Source organism: Streptomyces sp. S4.7 (assembly GCF_010384365.1).
Taxonomy (GTDB): domain Bacteria; phylum Actinomycetota; class Actinomycetes; order Streptomycetales; family Streptomycetaceae; genus Streptomyces.
This window is the reverse complement of the sequence record NZ_CP048397.1, coordinates 7506055-7524568: the sequence shown is the minus strand read 5'-3', so window position 1 is coordinate 7524568 and position 18514 is coordinate 7506055. Positions and strand designations below refer to the sequence as shown.

Annotated in this window: 5 protein-coding genes; all 5 read left to right on the top strand. The window is 73.2% G+C overall.

Annotated features, from left to right (window positions below):
* The first annotated feature begins 31 nt into the window (after positions 1-31).
* Positions 32-5029, top strand: a complete 4998-nt coding sequence (locus SSPS47_RS32975) for a condensation domain-containing protein (RefSeq protein WP_164254088.1) — start codon at positions 32-34, stop codon at positions 5027-5029.
* 806 nt (positions 5030-5835) lie between these two features.
* Entirely contained in the window at positions 5836-16323 is a 10488-nt protein-coding gene (locus SSPS47_RS32970) for a non-ribosomal peptide synthetase (protein WP_164254087.1), read from the top strand.
* A gap of 1 nt (position 16324) precedes the next feature.
* On the top strand, positions 16325-16531 hold the full coding sequence (locus SSPS47_RS32965) for an MbtH family protein (protein WP_147874551.1): 207 nt from the start codon (positions 16325-16327) through the stop codon (positions 16529-16531).
* 235 nt (positions 16532-16766) lie between these two features.
* Positions 16767-17234 carry a cobalamin-dependent protein gene (locus tag SSPS47_RS32960; RefSeq protein WP_164254086.1) on the top strand — a complete coding sequence of 156 codons (468 nt, stop codon included), beginning with the start codon at positions 16767-16769 and terminating at the stop codon, positions 17232-17234.
* Positions 17231-18511: a methylaspartate mutase gene (locus tag SSPS47_RS32955; RefSeq protein ID WP_164254085.1), complete on the top strand. Its 1281-nt coding sequence runs from the start codon at positions 17231-17233 to the stop codon at positions 18509-18511. Before SSPS47_RS32960 ends, SSPS47_RS32955 begins: the two co-directional genes overlap by 4 nt.
* The last annotated feature ends 3 nt before the right edge of the window (positions 18512-18514 follow it).

The window sequence follows — 18514 nt, the reverse complement described above, 5'->3', positions numbered from 1 at the left end:
ATCGTTCAACTCCCTTGAGGTGTCTGGAGGAATGACTGTGCTCCCGTTGTCGTTCGCGCAGCGTCGGCTGTGGTTCATGAATCGCCTGGAAGGCGCGTCGGCGACCTACAACGTGCCGGTCGTGTTGCGGCTGGGCGGTGTGCCGGACCGGCACGCGCTGGCCTTGGCGGTGTCGGACGTGGTGCGGCGCCACGAGGTGCTGCGTACGGTGTTCCCCGCCGTGGACGGCGAGCCGTACCAGCGGATCCTCGACGGTCCCGGACCGGAGCCGGAGTGGATGGAGTGCGTGCCCGGGGCCGTGGACGCCCTGGTGGACGCGTTCGCGCACGAGTCCTTCGACATCACGGCGCAGCGGCCCCTGCGGGTACGGCTGTTCGTGACGGGCCCGGACGAGTCCGTGCTGGTGCTGCTGCTCCACCACGTGGCGACGGACGGCTGGTCGACCGGACCACTGCTGCGGGATCTGACCTCGGCGTACGCGGCGCGGTCGGCGGGCGCGGCCCCGGAATGGGAACAACTGCCGGTGCAGTACGCCGACTACACGCTCTGGCAGCGCGACATGCTCGGCGACGCGGACGACCCCGAAAGCGTCCTCGCCGAGCAACTGGACTACTGGCGGGAGACGTTGACCGAAGTGCCGCCGGTGCTGGAGCTGCCGACGGACCGCCCGCGACCGGCGGAGCCGTCGGGCCGCGGGGATCTGGTGAAGGGCTGGATCGATGCCCGGACCCACGCCCGGCTGCTGGAGCTCGCGCGGTCGCGCCGGGCGAGTCTGTTCATGGTGGCACAGGCGGCCCTGTCGGGTGTGCTGGCTCAGGTGAGCGGGCGGGACGACATCGTCGTGGGCTCGGCGGTGGCGGGACGACCCGAGGAGGAGCTCAACGATCTCGTCGGGTTCTTCGTCAACAGTCTGGTGCTGCGCACCGATGTGTCGGGCGACCCGGCCTTCACCGAACTCCTCGACCGGGTACGGGAGATCGGCCTCGCCGCGTACGCCCATGACGACCTGCCGTTCGACCTGCTGGTCGAGCACCTCAACCCGGCCCGCTCCCTGTCCCACCACCCCTTCTTCCAGACCATGCTCACCCTCCAGAACGGCACCGACCCCGGCGTGCGGCTCGGCGACATCCCGGGCGCCGTCGAGCCGGCCGGGCTGCGCACCGCCAAGTTCGACATCAACGTCTTCTGCACGGAGGTGTACGGCGACGGCGGGGAGCCGGGCGGTGTCGAGGTGTGGTTCCAGTACGCCACCGACCTGTTCGACGCGCCGACCGCAGCCCTGCTGCTCGGCTTCCTCACCCGCGCGCTCGACGCCGTCGCCGCCGACCCGGACACCCGCGTCACCGACGCGGTCGCCCTCACCGACGCCGAACGCCGCGCCCTGGCCGAACGCCGCGAACGCGTCGCGGACGCCGGGGCGCCGGCCGGCGGTGGCTCGGGGGAAGGGGCTGCGGGTGATGCGGACACGCACACCGGACCCGGGGGCTCCACCGGGTCGGCGCGGTCACCGCGCGAGGAGATCCTGTGCGGTCTCTTCGCCGCGGTGCTGGGCCGTGGGCGGATCGCTCCGGACGACAACTTCTTCCGCAACGGGGGGCATTCACTGCTCGGCGTGCGTCTGGTGAACCGTGTGCGGTCGGTGCTCGGCGTCGAACTCGGCATCCGTGACCTGTTCCTCGCCCCCACCCCGGCCGGTCTCGACCGGCGGCTGGACGAACTGGCGGGCGGAGCGTCGCGGCCCGCGCTGGTGCCGGTGGAGCGGCCCGAGCGGGTGCCCATGTCGTTCGCCCAGCGCAGGCTCTGGTTCGTCAACGAGCTGGAAGGGCCGAGCCGTTCGTACAACATCCCGGTCGTGCTCCGCCTGGACGAACCCCTGGACGCGGACGTACTCGCGGACGCCCTGGCCGACGTCGCCGAGCGGCACGAGGTGCTGCGCACGGTGTACGGCGCGGTGGACGGTGAGCCCTACCAGCGGATCCTGACCGGGGTCCGGCCGCCGCTGGACGTGGTGCACACGGACGAGGCGGGTCTGACCGGGGCCGTGGACGCGGCGACGGGCCAGGTCTTCGACCTCGGCGCCGACATCCCGTTGCGCGCGCGGCTGCTGGAACTGGACGACTCGGGTGCGCAGGTGCTGGTGGTGCTGGTGCACCACATCGCGGGCGACGGCTGGTCCCTGGAACCGCTGCTCGCGGACCTGTCGGCCGCCTACACCGCGCGGCTGACCCAACAGGCCGTCGCATGGCGGCCGTTGCCCGTGCAGTACGCCGACTACGCGCTCTGGCAGCGCGAGGTGCTGGGCGAGGAGTCCGACCCGGAGAGTGTTCTCGCACGACAGCTTCTCTTCTGGCGGGCCGCGCTGGACGGCGCCCCGCCGGTGCTGGAGCTGCCGGCCGCCCGGACTCGCCCGGCGGTCGCGACGCACGAAGGCGCGCTGGAGCCGTTCACGCTCGACGCGGACACACACGACGCGCTGGCCCGTATCGCCGGGGAGAGCGGCGCGACCCTCTTCATGGTCCTCCAGGCCGCTCTGGCGGTCACGCTGTCGAGGCTGGGGGCCGGGACCGATCTGCCGATCGGCACCGTCGAGGCCGGGCGTGGCGACGCGGCCCTGGACGATCTGGTGGGCTTCTTCGTCAACACCCTGGTCCTGCGGACGGACGTCTCCGGCGATCCCGCCTTCACCGACCTGGTGGCCCGGGTCCGGGGCACCGATCTGGCCGCGTACGCGCACCAGGACGTCCCCTTCGAACAACTCGTGGAGCACCTGAGCCCGGACCGTTCCACCGCCCATCACCCGCTCGTCCAGGTCATGTTGCTCCTGCGGAGCGCGGGGGGTGCGACCGGTGCGGGCGCCGCCGACCGGTCCGCGCTGTCCGGGTCCGACGTCCTCTTCGACACCGGTCGCGCGAAGTTCGACCTGACGCTGGCGCTGACCGAGCGGCAGGACGCGGACGGTGCGCGTGCCGGGATCACCGGTGTGCTGGAGTACGCCACGGATCTGTACGACGCCGCAACGGCCCGGCTGGTAGTCGACTGCCTCACCGCGGTCCTGCGGCAGGTGGCGGCGGCTCCCGGGCGCGGGATCGAGGAGATCGACCTCCTGTCGGCGGCCGACCGCGCGGCGCTGCTCGCCCCCGAGGCCGGGCGTGTCCCGGCGTCCGGGGCGCGGATCACGGAGCGCTTCGCACGACACGTCGTGTCCGACCCGGACGCCGTCGCGCTGATCGCGGGCGGTGGGCGGATGACGTACGGCGAACTCGACGCCGCCGCGAACCGGCTGGCGCACGGTCTGGTGGGGCGCGGAGTGGGACGCGGTGACGTGGTGGGAGTGCTGCTGGAGCCGGGGATACCGCTGGTCGTCGCGGCGCTGGCCACGCTCAAGTCCGGTGCCGCGTATGTGCTGTTGGACCCGGCGGTGGAGGGGCGTACGGACGACGGGTGCCTCGCGGGTGCGGGTGGCGCGGACAGCGGGCTCGCGGCGTTGGTCCGCGCCGCCCCGGCGGCGGCGGAGCGGCTGGGCACGGCTCGGCCGGACCGCGTCGTCGTGCTGGACGCCGACGGCGTTGCCGTGGCGGGGAGTTCCGTGGACGCCGGGGCGGACGCGGGTGCCCCGCCGCTCGCGGGCGACGCGTCCGACGCGGCGTACGTCCTGCCGGGCTCCCCCGCCGCGCTGTTCTCGCACCGCGCCGTGGTGGCCGCCGCCACGGACCGCGCGCTCGCGGGGCCGGCGTCGTCCGGTGGCCGTCCGGAGACATGGCTCCAGCACGCACCCGTCACCTCGGGGCGGTTCGCCCTGGAGCTGTGGGGTCCGCTGCTGACCGGCGCCGCCTGTGTGCTGTGGTCCGGCGGCAGCGGGCGGCCCGAGGCGATCGCGTCGCTCGTCATCGAGCACGACGTCACCGCGACGGCGCTGCCGGGCCGGGTGTTCGACGTGCTCGTGGACGACCATCCGGAGGCGATCGCCCGGCTCGGCCTGGTGATCACCGGCGACGAGGCGCCCTCGCCCGGCCAACTGGCCCGTGCGCAGCAGCTGTTCGGGCAGGTGCGGATCGTGTACGGCCATGGTGCGGCGGGCAGCGTGTACGGCCACGGGGGAGCCGTGGGAAACGGGCCGGGGGCCGGGACCTTCGGCGAGGGATCCCGCTATGTCCTGGACGCCAGACTGCGTCCGGTGCCCGCCGGGGTGCCCGGTGACCTGTACGTCGCGGGTCCGCGGACAGCGGACGGTTTCCCGGGCCGGCCGGGGGTGTCGGGGGCATGCTTCACGGCCGATCCGTTCGGCCCCGCGGGCGGCCGGATGCACCGTACCGGCGAGTCCGCCGTCCGGGCGGCGGACGGGACCTTGCGCGTCCTCGGCCGTTGCCCGGACGAACCGCCGACGGTACGCGGGCTGCGGGTGGAGCCCCGCGAGATCGAGGCGGTGCTGACCCGGCATCCGTCCGTCCGCCGGGCCGCCGTGCTCCTGCGGGAGGACGAACCCGGCGAGCACCGCCTGGTGGCCTACCAGGTCGCCGCACGCGAGGGTTCGCCGGACGTGACGGCGGTACGGGCGGCCGTGGCCGAGACGCTGCCCGCCCACTGGGTTCCGGCGGAGTTCGTCGTACTCGACGCTCTGCCGCTGACGCGAGATGGCCGACTCGACCGACCCGCCCTGCCCGCCCCCGAGGACGTGCGGAGAGCGGAGGCCGAGGTGCCCCGTGACGCGCGGGAGGAGGTCCTGCACCGCCTGTTCGTCGAGATTCTCGGCGGGAGGCAGATCGGCAGGGACGACAACTTCTTCCGGGTGGGCGGCCATTCACTGCTCGCGGTACGGCTGGTGAACCGGATCCGCTCGGCGCTGGGCGCCGAACTGACCCTGCGCGACGTGTTCAACGCGCCGACCGTTGCCACGCTCGCGGAGCGGCTGCCCGGGGCCGGCGGCCCGGAGACCGCACCGGCCCCCGAGGAGAGCCGCCCCACGCTCCGGCGCAGGACCCGCTCGGGCAGCCGTGTCCACGACCCGGCGGTACCGGCGGGCCGCCCGTAGGCCGGCCCCGTGAAGGGCCGCTCTCGTACGCACGGGGGCGGCCTTTTCCCGTGCCGGAGGGCGCTTGCTCTGCCCCCGGCAGACACGTGCCACCCGGGGCGGGAGCCGCGGCTGCGGCCCGCTTCCCCATGCGTTGGGGCGCGTCGACGCACCGTCAACTTGCTTACAGCGCGGCGCACTTCGCGTCGCCCGCGTGCGGTCGCCGACGCGGTGACCCCCGGTCGGGGCGAAACGCCTCCGTCGGGCCGAAGCCCCACGCGGCCGGTGCCGACGAGGCATGTACCGAAGCGGTGCGCTCGGACGGGCCTGGCGTCCCGCGTCGGCGGGGGCGGAGGCAGACGGGCGACACTCCCCCGCGCATCCCGTCCGGAGCGGACGGCAGCCGCGTCACGGCCCCGGGTCGGGCGGGACGTGACCCGTGCGGTCTGCGGCGGCCGGGTGGACACGCCGCCGCCGGCCGCTCGCGCGGCGCGTTTCGGACGGGTGCCGGCCGCCCGCCCGGGAGGACGGGGTGGGCGGCCCACCGGGACACGCCGTCCGCGTCGGGACGGCGACACACCGCCGGATTGGCGCCGTGAAGAGGGTTTTCGCTCGCCCGGCGCTCGCGGGCCCCCGACGTCCCGCGTCGGCCGGCGGCGGTGGGTCGTTCCTCCCAATCTGCCTCAGGGACTGCCGATCGCCGGGCCTGCCCGTACCTAGCCTTCTGCCAGAAGGACGGCGGGCCCTGGACCGGGCGTTCCCGTCGGCCGTCGTTCCGGCTCCGTGCCGGCCCCGTCCGACCAACGTCCCCGTAAGGAGGAAGCCCGATGCGGTCAACCGACCTCGCGGTGCCCACCACCGACCCCGAACCGAACCGGGGTCCGGAGCCGTCCGTGCTCCTGGACGGCGGCCCCTTGGCCGCTCCGGTGGTGCCGGTGCTGGAGTTGATCGCCCTGCGGACGGCGGACGATCCGCGGCGGACGGCTCTGATGCACGGTGATGTCCGGTTGAGCTACGGCGAGTTGGCCGAGGCGGTCACGGCGCGGGCCGGGCTGCTCCGGGCGGCGGGCGCCGGTCCCGGGCGGCTGGTCGCGGTGTGCAGGCCGCGCGGTGTCGAGGCGATCGTGAGCGTCCTGGCGGCGCTGAGTTCCGGGGCGGCCTATCTGCCGCTGGACCCTGACGCGCCCCTGGCGCGCAACACGGCGATCCTGGCCGACGCGTGCGACGGGGAGCCGCCGCATCCGGACACGGTGCGCGCCGAGGGCGAGGCGGTGCTGCCGGGAGACGCCGCGGGTGCGGGGACCGCGTACGTGATCTACACCTCCGGGTCGACCGGCACGCCCAACGGGGTGCTCGTCGGCCAGGAGGCGCTGGCGCACTTCGTGGCCGGTGCGACGGAGCGGTACGGCATCGGCGCGGACGACCGGGTCCTCCAGTTCGCCCCGCTGCACTTCGACGCCAGCGTCGAGGAGATCTTCGTGACGCTGTGCGCGGGCGGCACCCTGGTGCTGCGCACCGACGACATGCTTGACGTGCGCGGGATGCTGGCGGGCTGCGCGGCGCACGGCGTGACGGTTCTCGATCTGCCGACGGCCTACTGGCACGAGCTGGCGTACGCCGTGGCCGCCGACGTGGCGGAGCTGCCCGCCGCGCTGCGTACGGTGATCATCGGCGGTGAGGCGGCGCTTCCGGAGCGGGTGGCGCGCTGGCGGCGCGCGGTGGGCTCGCGGGTGCGGCTGCTCAACACGTACGGGCCCACCGAGGCGACCGTCGTCGCCACCGTCGCCGACCTGACCGAGGGCCCGGCCGACGGTACGGAGGAGACCGACGGGGTGCCGATCGGACTGCCGCTGCCGGGGGTCGGGGCCGCCCTGGTGGACGGTGAACTGTGGCTGCTGGGCGGCGGGTTGGCCTGCGGCTATCTGGACAGGCCGGAGCTGACGGCCCGTCGCTTCACCCGGCTCGGCGGCCGGCCGGCCTACCGTACCGGCGATGTGGTGCGCCTCGGCTCCGACGGCCAGCTGGTGCACGTGTCGCGGGTGGACGACGAGGTCAAGATCAGCGGGCATCGGATCGACCCCGCGGCGGTGGAGTCGGTGCTGCTGGGTCACCCGGACGTCCGGGCGGCCGCCGTGGTGGCTCAGGAGTCGACGGACGGTACGAAGCGGTTGGTGGCGTATGTCGTCGCGGACGGTCGTCCGACTCCGGCCGACATACGCGAGGCACTCGCGGAGCAGCTGCCGCCGCCGGCCGTACCGGGTGTGATCAGCCTGATCGAGTCGCTGCCGAGAACCAGCACCGGCAAGATCGACCGGGCGATGCTGCGGGCGATGCGGCCGTCCCGGGAGCAGCAGGTCCGCCCGGAGGAGGCGCAGCTGCCCGAGCACGAGCATCCCCCGGCCGAGGACCGGGTTCCGCTGTCCTTCGCGCAGCGGCGCCTGTGGTTCCTCAACCGGCTCGAAGGGCCTTCGGCGACGTACAACGTGCCGCTGGTGCTGCGGCTGGCCGGTGTCCCGTGCCGGGACGCGCTGGCGGCGGCCGTCGCGGACGTGATCGAGCGGCACGAGGTGCTGCGGACGGTGTTCCCCGCCGTGGACGGCGAGCCGTACCAGTGGGTGCTCGACCGTGCGGACGGCGCCTTCGCCGTCGTCGAGTGCGCGCCGGGTACGGGTGAGGCGGCGGTGGCGGCGTTCACCGGGGAGACGTTCGACGTGCCGGCCGATGTCCCCGTGCGGGTAAGGCTGTTCGTGACGGGCCCGGACGAGTCGGTGCTGGTGCTGCTGCTCCATCACGTGGCGACGGACGGCTGGTCGATGGGCCCGCTGTTGCGGGATCTGACCTCGGCGTACGTGGCCCGGTCGGTGGGCGCGGCCCCGGAGTGGGAACAGCTGCCGGTTCAGTACGCCGACTACACGCTCTGGCAGCGCGACATGCTCGGCGACGCGGACGACCCGGCTGACGTGATGGCTCGTCAGATCTACTTCTGGCGGACGGCGCTCACGGGTCTGCCGGCGGTGCTGGACCTGCCGGCCGACCGGCCGCGCCCGGCGGAGCCGTCGTACCGGGGCGAGACCGTGACCGTCCGGCTCGGGGCCGACACGCATCTGCGGCTGCGGGAGCTGGCGGCCGAGCACGGGGCGAGCCTGTTCATGGTGCTGCGGGCGGCGCTGGCGGCGGCGCTCTGCGGGGCGGGCGCGGGTGACGACATCGCGATCGGCACACCGGTGGCGGGGCGCCCGGACGAGGCGCTGCACGATCTGGTCGGGTTCTTCGTCAACACCCTGGTGCTGCGGACCGATGTGTCGGGCGACCCCGCGTTCACCGAACTCCTCGACCGGGTAAGGGAGTCGGACCTCGCGGCCTACGCCCATGACGACCTGCCGTTCGACCTGCTGGTCGAGCACCTCAACCCGGTCCGCTCCCTGTCCCACCACCCCTTCTTCCAGACCATGCTCACCCTCCAGAACGACGCCGATCCCGGCATCCCCCTGGGCGACGTTCCGGGCACGATCGAGGCCGCCGGGCTGGAGACGGCGAAGTTCGATCTGAGCGTGTCGTGTGTCGAGTCGCTGGACGGCGCGGGCGAAGCGGCCGGGATCGAGGTGTGGTTCCAGTACGCCACCGACCTGTTCGACGCACCGACCGCGACCCTGCTGCTGGACTTCTTCACGCGCGCGCTCGACGCCGTCGCGGCCGCCCCGGCCACCCGCGTCACCGACGCGGTCGCCCTCACCGACGCCGAACGCCGCGCCCTGGCCGAACGCCGCGAACGCGTGGCGCGGGAGCGGAGCCCGGAGACCGGGTTCGCCGCGGTGTCGGGTGGTACGTCGCGCGGGGGGCGCTCGCCGCGCGAGGAGATCCTGTGCGGGCTCTTCGCCGAGGTGCTCGGTCTTCCGTCGGCGGGTGCCGACGACAACTTCTTCGATCTCGGCGGGCATTCACTGCTCGGCGTGCGCCTGGTGAACCGTGTGCGGTCGGTGCTCGGTGCCGATCTCGGGATCCGTGACCTGTTCCTCGCCCCCACCCCGGCCGGTCTCGACCGGCGGCTGGACGAACTGGCCGGGGTCGGGGCGCGCCCCGCGCCGGTGCCGGCCGAGCGGCCGGAGCGGATTCCGCTGTCGTTCGCGCAGCGCAGGCTCTGGTTCGTCAACGAGCTGGACGGGCCGAGCCGTTCGTACAACATCCCGGTCGTGCTCCGCCTGGACGAACCCCTGGACGCGGACGTACTCGCGGACGCCCTGGCCGACGTCGCCGAGCGGCACGAGGTGCTGCGCACGGTCTACGGCGCGGTGGACGGTGAGCCCTACCAGCGGATCCTGACCGGGGTCCGGCCGTCACTGGAGGTGGTGCGCACCACCGATGAACGACTGGAGTCCTCGATCGGTGACGCGGTGGGGTACGTGTTCGACCTGGGCGGCGAACTCCCGTTCCGGGCATGGCTGTTGGAGACGGCACCGGAGCAGGACGCGCAGGTGCTCGTGCTGCTGGTGCACCACATCGCGGGCGACGGCTGGTCCCTGGAACCGCTGCTCGCGGACCTGTCGGCCGCCTACACCGCGCGGCTGACCCAACAGGCCGTCGCATGGCGGCCGTTGCCCGTGCAGTACGCCGACTACGCGCTCTGGCAGCGCGAGACGATGGGGGACGCGTCGGACGCCGAGAGCCCGCTCGCCCGCCAACTGGGTTTCTGGTCGGCGGCGCTGGAGGGGCTTCCGCCGGTTCTCGACCTGCCCGCCGACCGGCCCCGGCCGGCGGTCGCCACGCACGGGGGCGCCGTGGTGCCGTTCACGGTGGACGGCGCGACCCATCAGAGGCTGGCCCGGCTCGCCGCCGCGCAGGGCTCGACGCTCTTCATGGTCCTCCAGGCGGCGCTGGCACTGTCACTGTCCCGGCTGGGCGCGGGGACCGATGTACCGGTCGGCACCGTCGTCGCGGGCCGCGAGGACGAGGCGCTGGACGATCTTGTCGGCTTCTTCGTCAACACCCTGGTCCTGCGCACCGATGTCTCCGGCAACCCCGCCTTCACCGACCTCCTGACCCGCGTACGCGACACCGACCTCGCCGCCTACGCCCACCAGGGCCTCCCCTTCGAGCAGTTGGTGGAACATCTCAACCCGGACCGTTCCACCGCCCACCACCCGCTCGTCCAGGTCATGTTGCTGCTCCAGAACGGCGTGGGGGCGGCGGGCGACGCGGTGGAGACAGACTCCCCGCTGGCCGGCACCGACGTCGCGTTCGACACGGGGCTGACGAAGTTCGACCTGACGCTGACGGTGACCGAGCGGCGCGACGGTGACGGAACGCCCCGTGGCCTGGAGGGTTTCGTGGAGTACGCCACGAACCTGTTCGAGCCGGAGACGGCGGCGCTCCTCTCCACACGTCTCACCCATCTGCTGGGGACGGTGGCGGCCGATCCGGGGCGTCCGGTCGGCGACATCGACCTGCTCACCGAGGACGAGCACCGCCTGCTCGTCACTGAGTACAACGACACCGAGGGCGTCCCGCTCCCGCCTGCCACGGTCCACGAGCTGTTCGAGGCCCAGGTCCGGCGCACCCCCGGCGCCGTCGCGCTCGTCCATGACGACGGCGAGCTGACCTACACGGAGCTCGACCGCCGGGCCAATCTCCTCGCCCACCGTCTGATCGCCGCCGGGACCGCGCCCCAGGGCAACGTCGCGGTCCTGATGGACCACGGTCCGGACCTGATCGTCGCGCTGCTCGCGGTACTGAAGACCGGCGCGGCCTACGTGCCGGTCGACGGGCGCTCTCCCGCCGACCGGGTCCGGCTCGTGATGGCGGAGGTCGGGGCGCGGCTGCTGCTGGTCGGCGCGGCCACCGGGGACAGTGAGGTCGCGGTCGCCGAGCGGGCCGCGGGCACGGCGGTCCTGCGCGCCGACAGCCCTGCCCCGGCCGGTACGCCCGAAACCGCGCCCGCCGTACCGACCGGCCAACAGGCCCTGATGTACATCATGTTCACCTCCGGCTCCACCGGCCGCCCCAAGGGGGTCGGGGTGACCCACCGCAATGTCGCCCGGCTCGCGGTGGACCGGTTCTGGGACCACGAGGTCCAGCGCCGGGTGCTGGTGCACTCGCCGTACGGTTTCGACGCCTCGACGTACGAGATCTGGGTGCCGCTGCTGGCCGGCGGCACGCTGGTGACGGCCGGCGGGGACGGCGCGGACGTGCGGTCCCTGAGCCGGGCGATCGAGCGGCACGAGGTCACCGCGACGTTCCTGACCGTCGGGCTGTTCCATCTGATGGCCGAGGAGGCGCTGGACACGCTGGCGCTGCTGCGCGAGGTGGGTACCGGTGGCGACGTGGTGTCGGCGGCTGCGGTGCGCACGGTGCTCGAACACTGCCCGGACACGGCCGTGACCCATGTGTACGGCCCGACGGAGACGACGTTCGCCTCGCATCTGCACCGGTACGACCGCTCCGGCGGCCTGCCGGAAAGCCTGTCCCTGGGCCGTCCGCTGGACCACACCCGCGCCTATGTCCTCGACGGCCGACTGCATCCGGTACCGCTGGGCACCAGTGGCGAGCTGTACATCGCCGGTGACCATGTGGCCCGAGGGTACGTCGGCCGGCCGGATCTGACGGCGGACCGGTTCGTCACCGACCCGTTCGGGGCGGACGGCGGCAGGATGTACCGCACCGGGGACCTGGTGGCGTGGACGACCGGCGGTGAACTGCGGTTCGTCGGCCGGGCCGACAACCAGGTCAAGATCCGCGGCTTCCGTATCGAACCCGGTGAGGTCGAGGCGGTCCTCGCCCGGGACCCGTCCGTGGGGCGGGTCGCCGTGGTGGTACGCGACGACGCGCCGGGCGGGAAGCGGCTGGTCGCCTATGTGGTGCCCCGGCCGGGCCTGAGCGTGGACGAGGCGGGCCTGCGCGCCGCGACGGCGCGAAGTCTGCCCGGCTATCTGGTGCCCTCGGCCGTGGTGACGCTCGACGCCCTGCCGACGACGGTCAACGGGAAGCTCGACCGGCGGGCACTGCCCGCGCCGGAGCCCCGGCACAGCGCGTCCGGGCGCGCGCCGCGCACGCTCCGGGAGGAGATCCTGTGCGGACTCTTCGCCGAGGTGCTCGGTCTCGGCCTGGTCGGCGTGGACGAGAGCTTCTTCGACCTCGGCGGGCACTCCCTGCTGGCGACCCGGCTCATCAACCGGGTGCGGGCGGCGCTGGGCGTGGAAGTGGCGATCCGGGATCTGTTCCAGGCGCCGACGGTGGCCGGACTGGCGGAGCGCGTCGACGCGACCGCCGGGGTGCCGGTCCGGGCCCCGCTGGTGACGCGGGCGCGGCCCGAACGGATCCCGCTGTCGTTCGCGCAGCGCCGGCTCTGGTTCATCAACGAACTCGACGGGCCGAGCCAGGCGTACAACATCCCTGTCGTCCTCAGGCTCGACGAACCGCTGGAGGCGACCGCGCTCGCCGCGGCGCTGGCGGACGTCGGGGCGCGGCACGAGGTGCTGCGCACGGTCTACGGCGCGGTGGACGGTGAGCCCTACCAGCGGATCCTGGCCGACGCCCACCCCGAGCTGCGCGTGATACGCGTGCCCCGTACGGAGCTGGCGGCCACCGTCGACGCAGCCGCCGGGCACGTGTTCGACCTCGGTGCCGAACTGCCCCTGCGGGCGGCGCTGGTGGAGTCCGCCGGGGACGACGAGAACGAGAGGGACGCCGAGCGTTTCCTGGTGATCGTCCTGCACCACATCGCGGGCGACGGCTGGTCGATGGGCCCGCTGATGGCCGACCTCTGGACCGCGTACGGCGCGCGGCTCGCCGGACAGACTCCCGAGTGGCGGCCGTTGCCGGTGCAGTACGCCGACTACGCGCTCTGGCAGGCCGACATGATGGGCGAAGCACCGGACGCCGACGGCCCGGAGGGACCCCGCGAACGTCTTCTGGCGTACTGGAGCGACGCCCTGGACGGCGCCCCGCCCGTCCTGGAGCTGCCGGCCGACCGGCCCCGCCCGGCCGCCGCCACGCACCGGGGCGGCTCGGTGCCCGTCACGCTGGACGGCCCGGAGCACGACGCACTGGCCCGGCTCGCCGGCGAGAACGGGACGACGCTCTTCATGGTCCTCCAGGCGGCGCTGGCGCTGACACTGTCCCGGCTGGGCGCGGGGACCGACATACCCGTCGGCACCGTCGTCGCCGGCCGGGGCGACGAAGCCCTGGACGACCTCGTCGGCTTCTTCGTCAACACCCTGGTCCTGCGCACCGATGTCTCCGGCAACCCCACCTTCACCGACCTCCTCACCCGCGTACGCGACACCGACCTCGCCGCCTACGCCCACCAGGACCTGCCCTTCGAGCAGCTCGTGGAACACCTCAACCCGGCCCGCTCCACCGCCCACCACCCGCTCATCCAGATCATGCTGCTGCTCCAGAACGCCGCGCGGCCGGCCGGTGGCGGTCCGGTGCCGGGTGCCACGGAGGTGGCGTTCGACACCGGCCTCGCGAAGTTCGACCTGACGCTCTCCCTGACCGAGCGGCTCGACGAGGACGGCGCCCGGCGAGGGCTGTACGGATACCTGGAGTACGCCACGGACCTGTTCGAGCCGGAGACGGCGGCGCTCCTCTCCACACGCCTGGGCCGGCTGCTGCGGGCGGTGGCGGCCGACCCCGGGCGCCCGGTGGACGACATCGACCTGCTCACCGCCGAGGACCACCGCCTGCTCCTGGCCGAGTACAACGACACGGCCACCACAGGCCCGCTCACGCAGAGCACGGTCCACGAACTGTTCGAGGCGCAGGCCCGGCGTGCCCCCGACCGGATCGCCGTCAGCCACGACGACGGCGACATGACGTACGCCGAACTCGACCGCCGGGCCAATCTCCTCTCGCACCGCCTCATCGCCGCCGGGACCGCGCCGCAGGGCACCGTCGGTGTCCTCATGGACCACGGTCCGGAACTGATCGTCGCCACCCTGGCGGTGCTGAAGGCGGGCGCCGCGTACGTACCGGTCGGCGGCGCCCTGTCGGCCGCGCGGGTCCGCATGATCATGGAGGAGTCGGGCGCGAGGGTCCTGCTGACCGACGCGGACCGGGCGGAGGCCGACGTCGCCGCCGCGGAGCGCGTCGCGGGGACGGTGGTGCTGCGGGCCGACGGTCCGGCCCCGGCCGGCACGCCCGCCACCGCACCCGCCGTACCGACCGGCCAACAGGCCCTGATGTACGTGATGTTCACCTCCGGCTCCACGGGCCGACCGAAAGCCGTGGGCGTCACCCATCGCAATGTCGCCCGGCTCGCGGCCGACCGCTGCTGGGACCGGGAGACCCACCGCAGGATGCTCGTCCACTCGGCCTTCGGGTTCGACGCGTCGACGTACGAGATCTGGGTCCCGCTGCTGGCCGGGACAGAGCTGGTCATCGGGACCGGCGACGGCACCGATCTCCCCGCGCTCAGGCGCACCGTCGAACGGCACGGCGTGAGCGCCGCGTACTTCACCGTCGGGCTGTTCCATCTGCTGGCCGACGAGGCCCTGGACACCCTCGGTCTGCTGCGTGAGGTGTGGACGGGCGGTGACGTCCTGTCGCCGGACGCCGTGCGGCGTGTCCTCACCCACTGCCCGGACACCGTGCTGGTGCACTCCTACGGGCCGACCGAGGCCACCTTCGGCACCCACCACCAGCGCTTCGGGCTCGACGAGCGGGAGCTCGACCTGGTCCATCTGGGGCGCCCGATGGACAACACCCGCGCCTATGTGCTGGATCACCGGCTCCGTCCGGTGCCGCGCGGCGGCACGGGTGAGCTGTACCTCGGCGGCTCCCATCTGGCGCGCGGCTATCTGGGGCGCCCCGCCCTCACGGCGGAGCGGTTCGTCGCCGACCCGTTCGGCGCGGCCGGTGAACGCCTGTACCGGACCGGCGATCTGGTGAGCTGGACGACCGGCGGGCAGCTGCGGTTCGTCGGCCGGGCCGACAACCAGGTCAAGATCCGCGGCTTCCGCATCGAACCCGGCGAGGCCGAGGCCGCGGTGGCCCGGCACCCGTCGGTCGGCCGCGCCGCGGTCGTGGTCCGCGAGGACCGCCCCGGCGACAGACGGCTCGTCGCCTACGTGGTCCCCCGCTCCTCGCCGGTGGACGAGGGGGCGCTGCGGTCCTGGCTGGCCGAGACCCTGCCGGAGTACCTGGTCCCCTCGGCCGTCGTGGTCCTCGACTCGCTGCCGCTCACCGCGAACGGGAAGCTCGACCGGGCCGCGCTCCCGGCCCCGGTCCGCGACGGCGCCCGGTCCGGGCGCGGGCCGCGCAACCCCCGCGAGGAGGTGCTGTGCGGGCTGTTCGCGGAGCTCCTGGGTGTGACGGGCGTCGGGATCGACGACAACTTCTTCGATCTGGGCGGGCATTCGCTGCTGGCGGTACGGCTGATGAGCCGCGTCCGGTCGGTGCTGGGCGTGGAGCGTTCCGTACGGGACCTGTTCCGCTCCCCCACCGTGGCGGGTCTGCTGGGCGACGAGAGCGAGAGCGACGCCCTGGGGGTGCTGCTGTCCCTGCGCGCGGAGGGCGGCGGGCGACCGCTGTTCTGTGTCCATCCGGGAGCGGGCATGGGCTGGGCGTACGCCGGGCTCACCGGGCATCTGGGCGACTCCCAGCCGGTGTACGCCCTCCAGACGAGGGCGCTGACCCGGCCGGACTACCGGGCGTCGAGCGTCGAGGAGCTGGCCGAGGACTATCTGGAGCAGATCCGGCGGGTCCAGCCCTGGGGGCCGTACCGGCTGCTCGGCTGGTCCTTCGGCGGTGTCGTCGCCCATGCCGTCGCGACCCGGCTCCAGGCGGCCGGCGAGGAGGTGGAGCTGCTCGCGCTGATGGACGCCTACCCGGTGCCGCCCGAGGAGGCGGCGGATTTGATGACGGACCGGGAGACCGTCGAGATGCTGGTGGGGCCGGCCGCCGAGGAGGCCGGGCGCCCGGACCCGCTGCCGGACTCCTTCTTCGCCCGGTTCGACACGGCCGCCGTCGTGGAGGTGCTGCGGCGGCGGGACCCGGTGCTCGCGGGCTTCGCCGAGTCGGAGGTGGCGGCGCTGGTCGGCGCCGCCGTCAACCACGCCACCCTCATGCGCGCCTACCGGCCCGGCGTGTTCACCGGTGATCCGCTGCTTTTCACCGCGGCCGATGGGCGGGGCCCCGATTCACCGTCCGCCGACCTGTGGAACCCCTACACAGACGGAGAAACCCAGCGGCACGACATCAATTCGACCCATCTCCGCATGACCGAACCAGAACCGCTGGCGCACATCGGCCGAATCCTTCGGCAACGACTGTCGGATCCGCAGGTCATTGACCTCGGCCTCAACGAGACAAGGAACTGAGATGACCAATCCTTTCGACGACGACAACGCCACCTTCCTCGTTCTGGTGAATGACGAGGGGCAGCACTCCCTGTGGCCGGTATTTGCCGACGTACCCGCCGGCTGGGACATCGCACAAGGTGAGAGCAGCCGTCAGGAGTCCCTGGAGTACATCGAGAAGAACTGGACGGACATCCGCCCGAAAAGCCTGGTGGCTCAGTACACCTGATGTCCGGTTGAAGTTCGGCGACCCGCCGTGCCTCTGTGCACGGCGGGTCGCCCTTTTGTTTTCCCGGCCCGGCGCCGACTGCCCCGGATTTCGCGACTGCCCGCCTTACTGCCGCATCAACTTCCGTCCGCGCCCTCTCCGGACTTCTATATTTCTGGTGCGGTACAAGGAATGGCGTCGGTTCAAGAAAGTGTCCGCCGGAGCCACGACCAATTTATATTTTCGGAGAGCTGCCATGGTGCTGTCGCAGTGCGAGCTCACGGTCCTGGTGACCAGTACCCGATCCGATTCGCACAACTGGAATCTGGTCTTCCTTCAGCTCCTGATCGAGGAGTCGGGGCATCGGGTGATCGGGCTCGGCCCCTGCGTGCCGGACGACCTGCTGATCGAGGAGTGCCGGGCCTCCCGCCCGGACCTGGTCGTCATGAGCAGTGTCAACGGCCACGGGTACCGCGACGGACTCGGTGCCATCACCCGGCTGCGCCGGGAGCCCTCGCTCGCCGAGCTGCCCGTCGTGATCGGCGGCAAGCTGGGCGTGACCGGCGCCCCCGACACGGACGCCGCGCTGCGGCTGCTCGACGCGGGATTCACCGCCGTCTTCGACGACGGGAACGTGGCCGCCTTCCGGGAGTTCCTGGCACTGCTCGCGGGCCAGGCGGACCAGGAGCGGGACATCGCCCGCCGGAACCGGGTGACGGCATGACGGGGGCCGCGACCCCGACCGCCGCCCGCGCACCCGTGCTCCGCTCGCCCTTCGGCCGGTTCGTGGCCGAATCGGCCGCGGCGGGCCGGCTGGTGGTCCAGCCCCGGATGGGCTTCGGTGACCTCCCCCGGATGCGTCTCGGCCTGGAGCGGACCAAGTCCGCCGCGGCCACCACCGTCGGCACCCTGACCATCGACAGCTACACCCGCCTGGGCGACCACGCGGCGGCCCGCCGGGCGCTGGACGAGGGGGCCGGCCTCAACGGCTACCCGATCGTCAGCCACTCACGGGCCACCACCCGCGCGCTGCTGGACGGGGTACGGGACGCGACCTTCCCGGTCCAGGTGCGCCACGGCTCCTCACGGCCGCACCACATCATCCGCGCACTGGCCGGCGCCGGAATCGACGCCACCGAGGGCGGCCCGGTCTCCTACTGCCTGCCCTACGGCCGTACCCCACTGCGGGACTCGGTCCGCAACTGGGCACGGGCCTGCGAACTGCTGGCCGACACCGTGCCCGCCCCTCATCTGGAGAGCTTCGGCGGCTGCATGCTCGGCCAGCTCTGCCCGCCGAGTCTGCTGGTCGCGATCAGCCTGCTCGAAGCGGTGTTCTTCACCCGGCACGGGATCGGCAGCGTGTCCATGAGCTACGCGCAGCAGGCGCATCCGGCGCAGGACGAGGAGGCGGTCCTGGCGCTGCGCCGGCTGGCCGCGGAGTTCCTGCCGGCCGGGACCGACTGGCACATCGTCCTCTACACCTACATGGGCGTCTTCCCGGTCACCGAGCACGGTGCCGGGCGGCTGCTGGAGGAGTCCGCGCGGCTCGCGGTCCGCTCCGGAGCGCGGCGCCTGATCGTCAAGACCGCGGCCGAGGCGCACCGCATCCCGACCGTCGAGGAGAACGTCCGGTCGCTGGAGGCCGCGGCGCTCGCGGCGGCCGGCGCCGCCGTGCCGCCCGCCGGGACTCCCCGGCCGGAGAGTGGGATCCACGCGGAGGCGCGTGCCTTCGTCACGGCGGTGCTGGACCTCGGCGACGACCTCGGGCGGTCGCTGACCACCGCTTTCGAGCGCGGCCACCTGGACGTCCCGTTCTGTCTGCACCCGGACAACGCCGGCCGGTCACGGAGCTTCGTCGACACGGAGGGGCTGCTGCGCTGGTCGTCGGTGGGCTCGATGCCGATCCGGCCGGACCCCGGTCCCGGAGCGCGGGCCGCCATGACCTCGGACCAGCTGATGTCCGCCCTGCACGGTGTCGCAAGGAGGTTCGACCACCCATGAGAT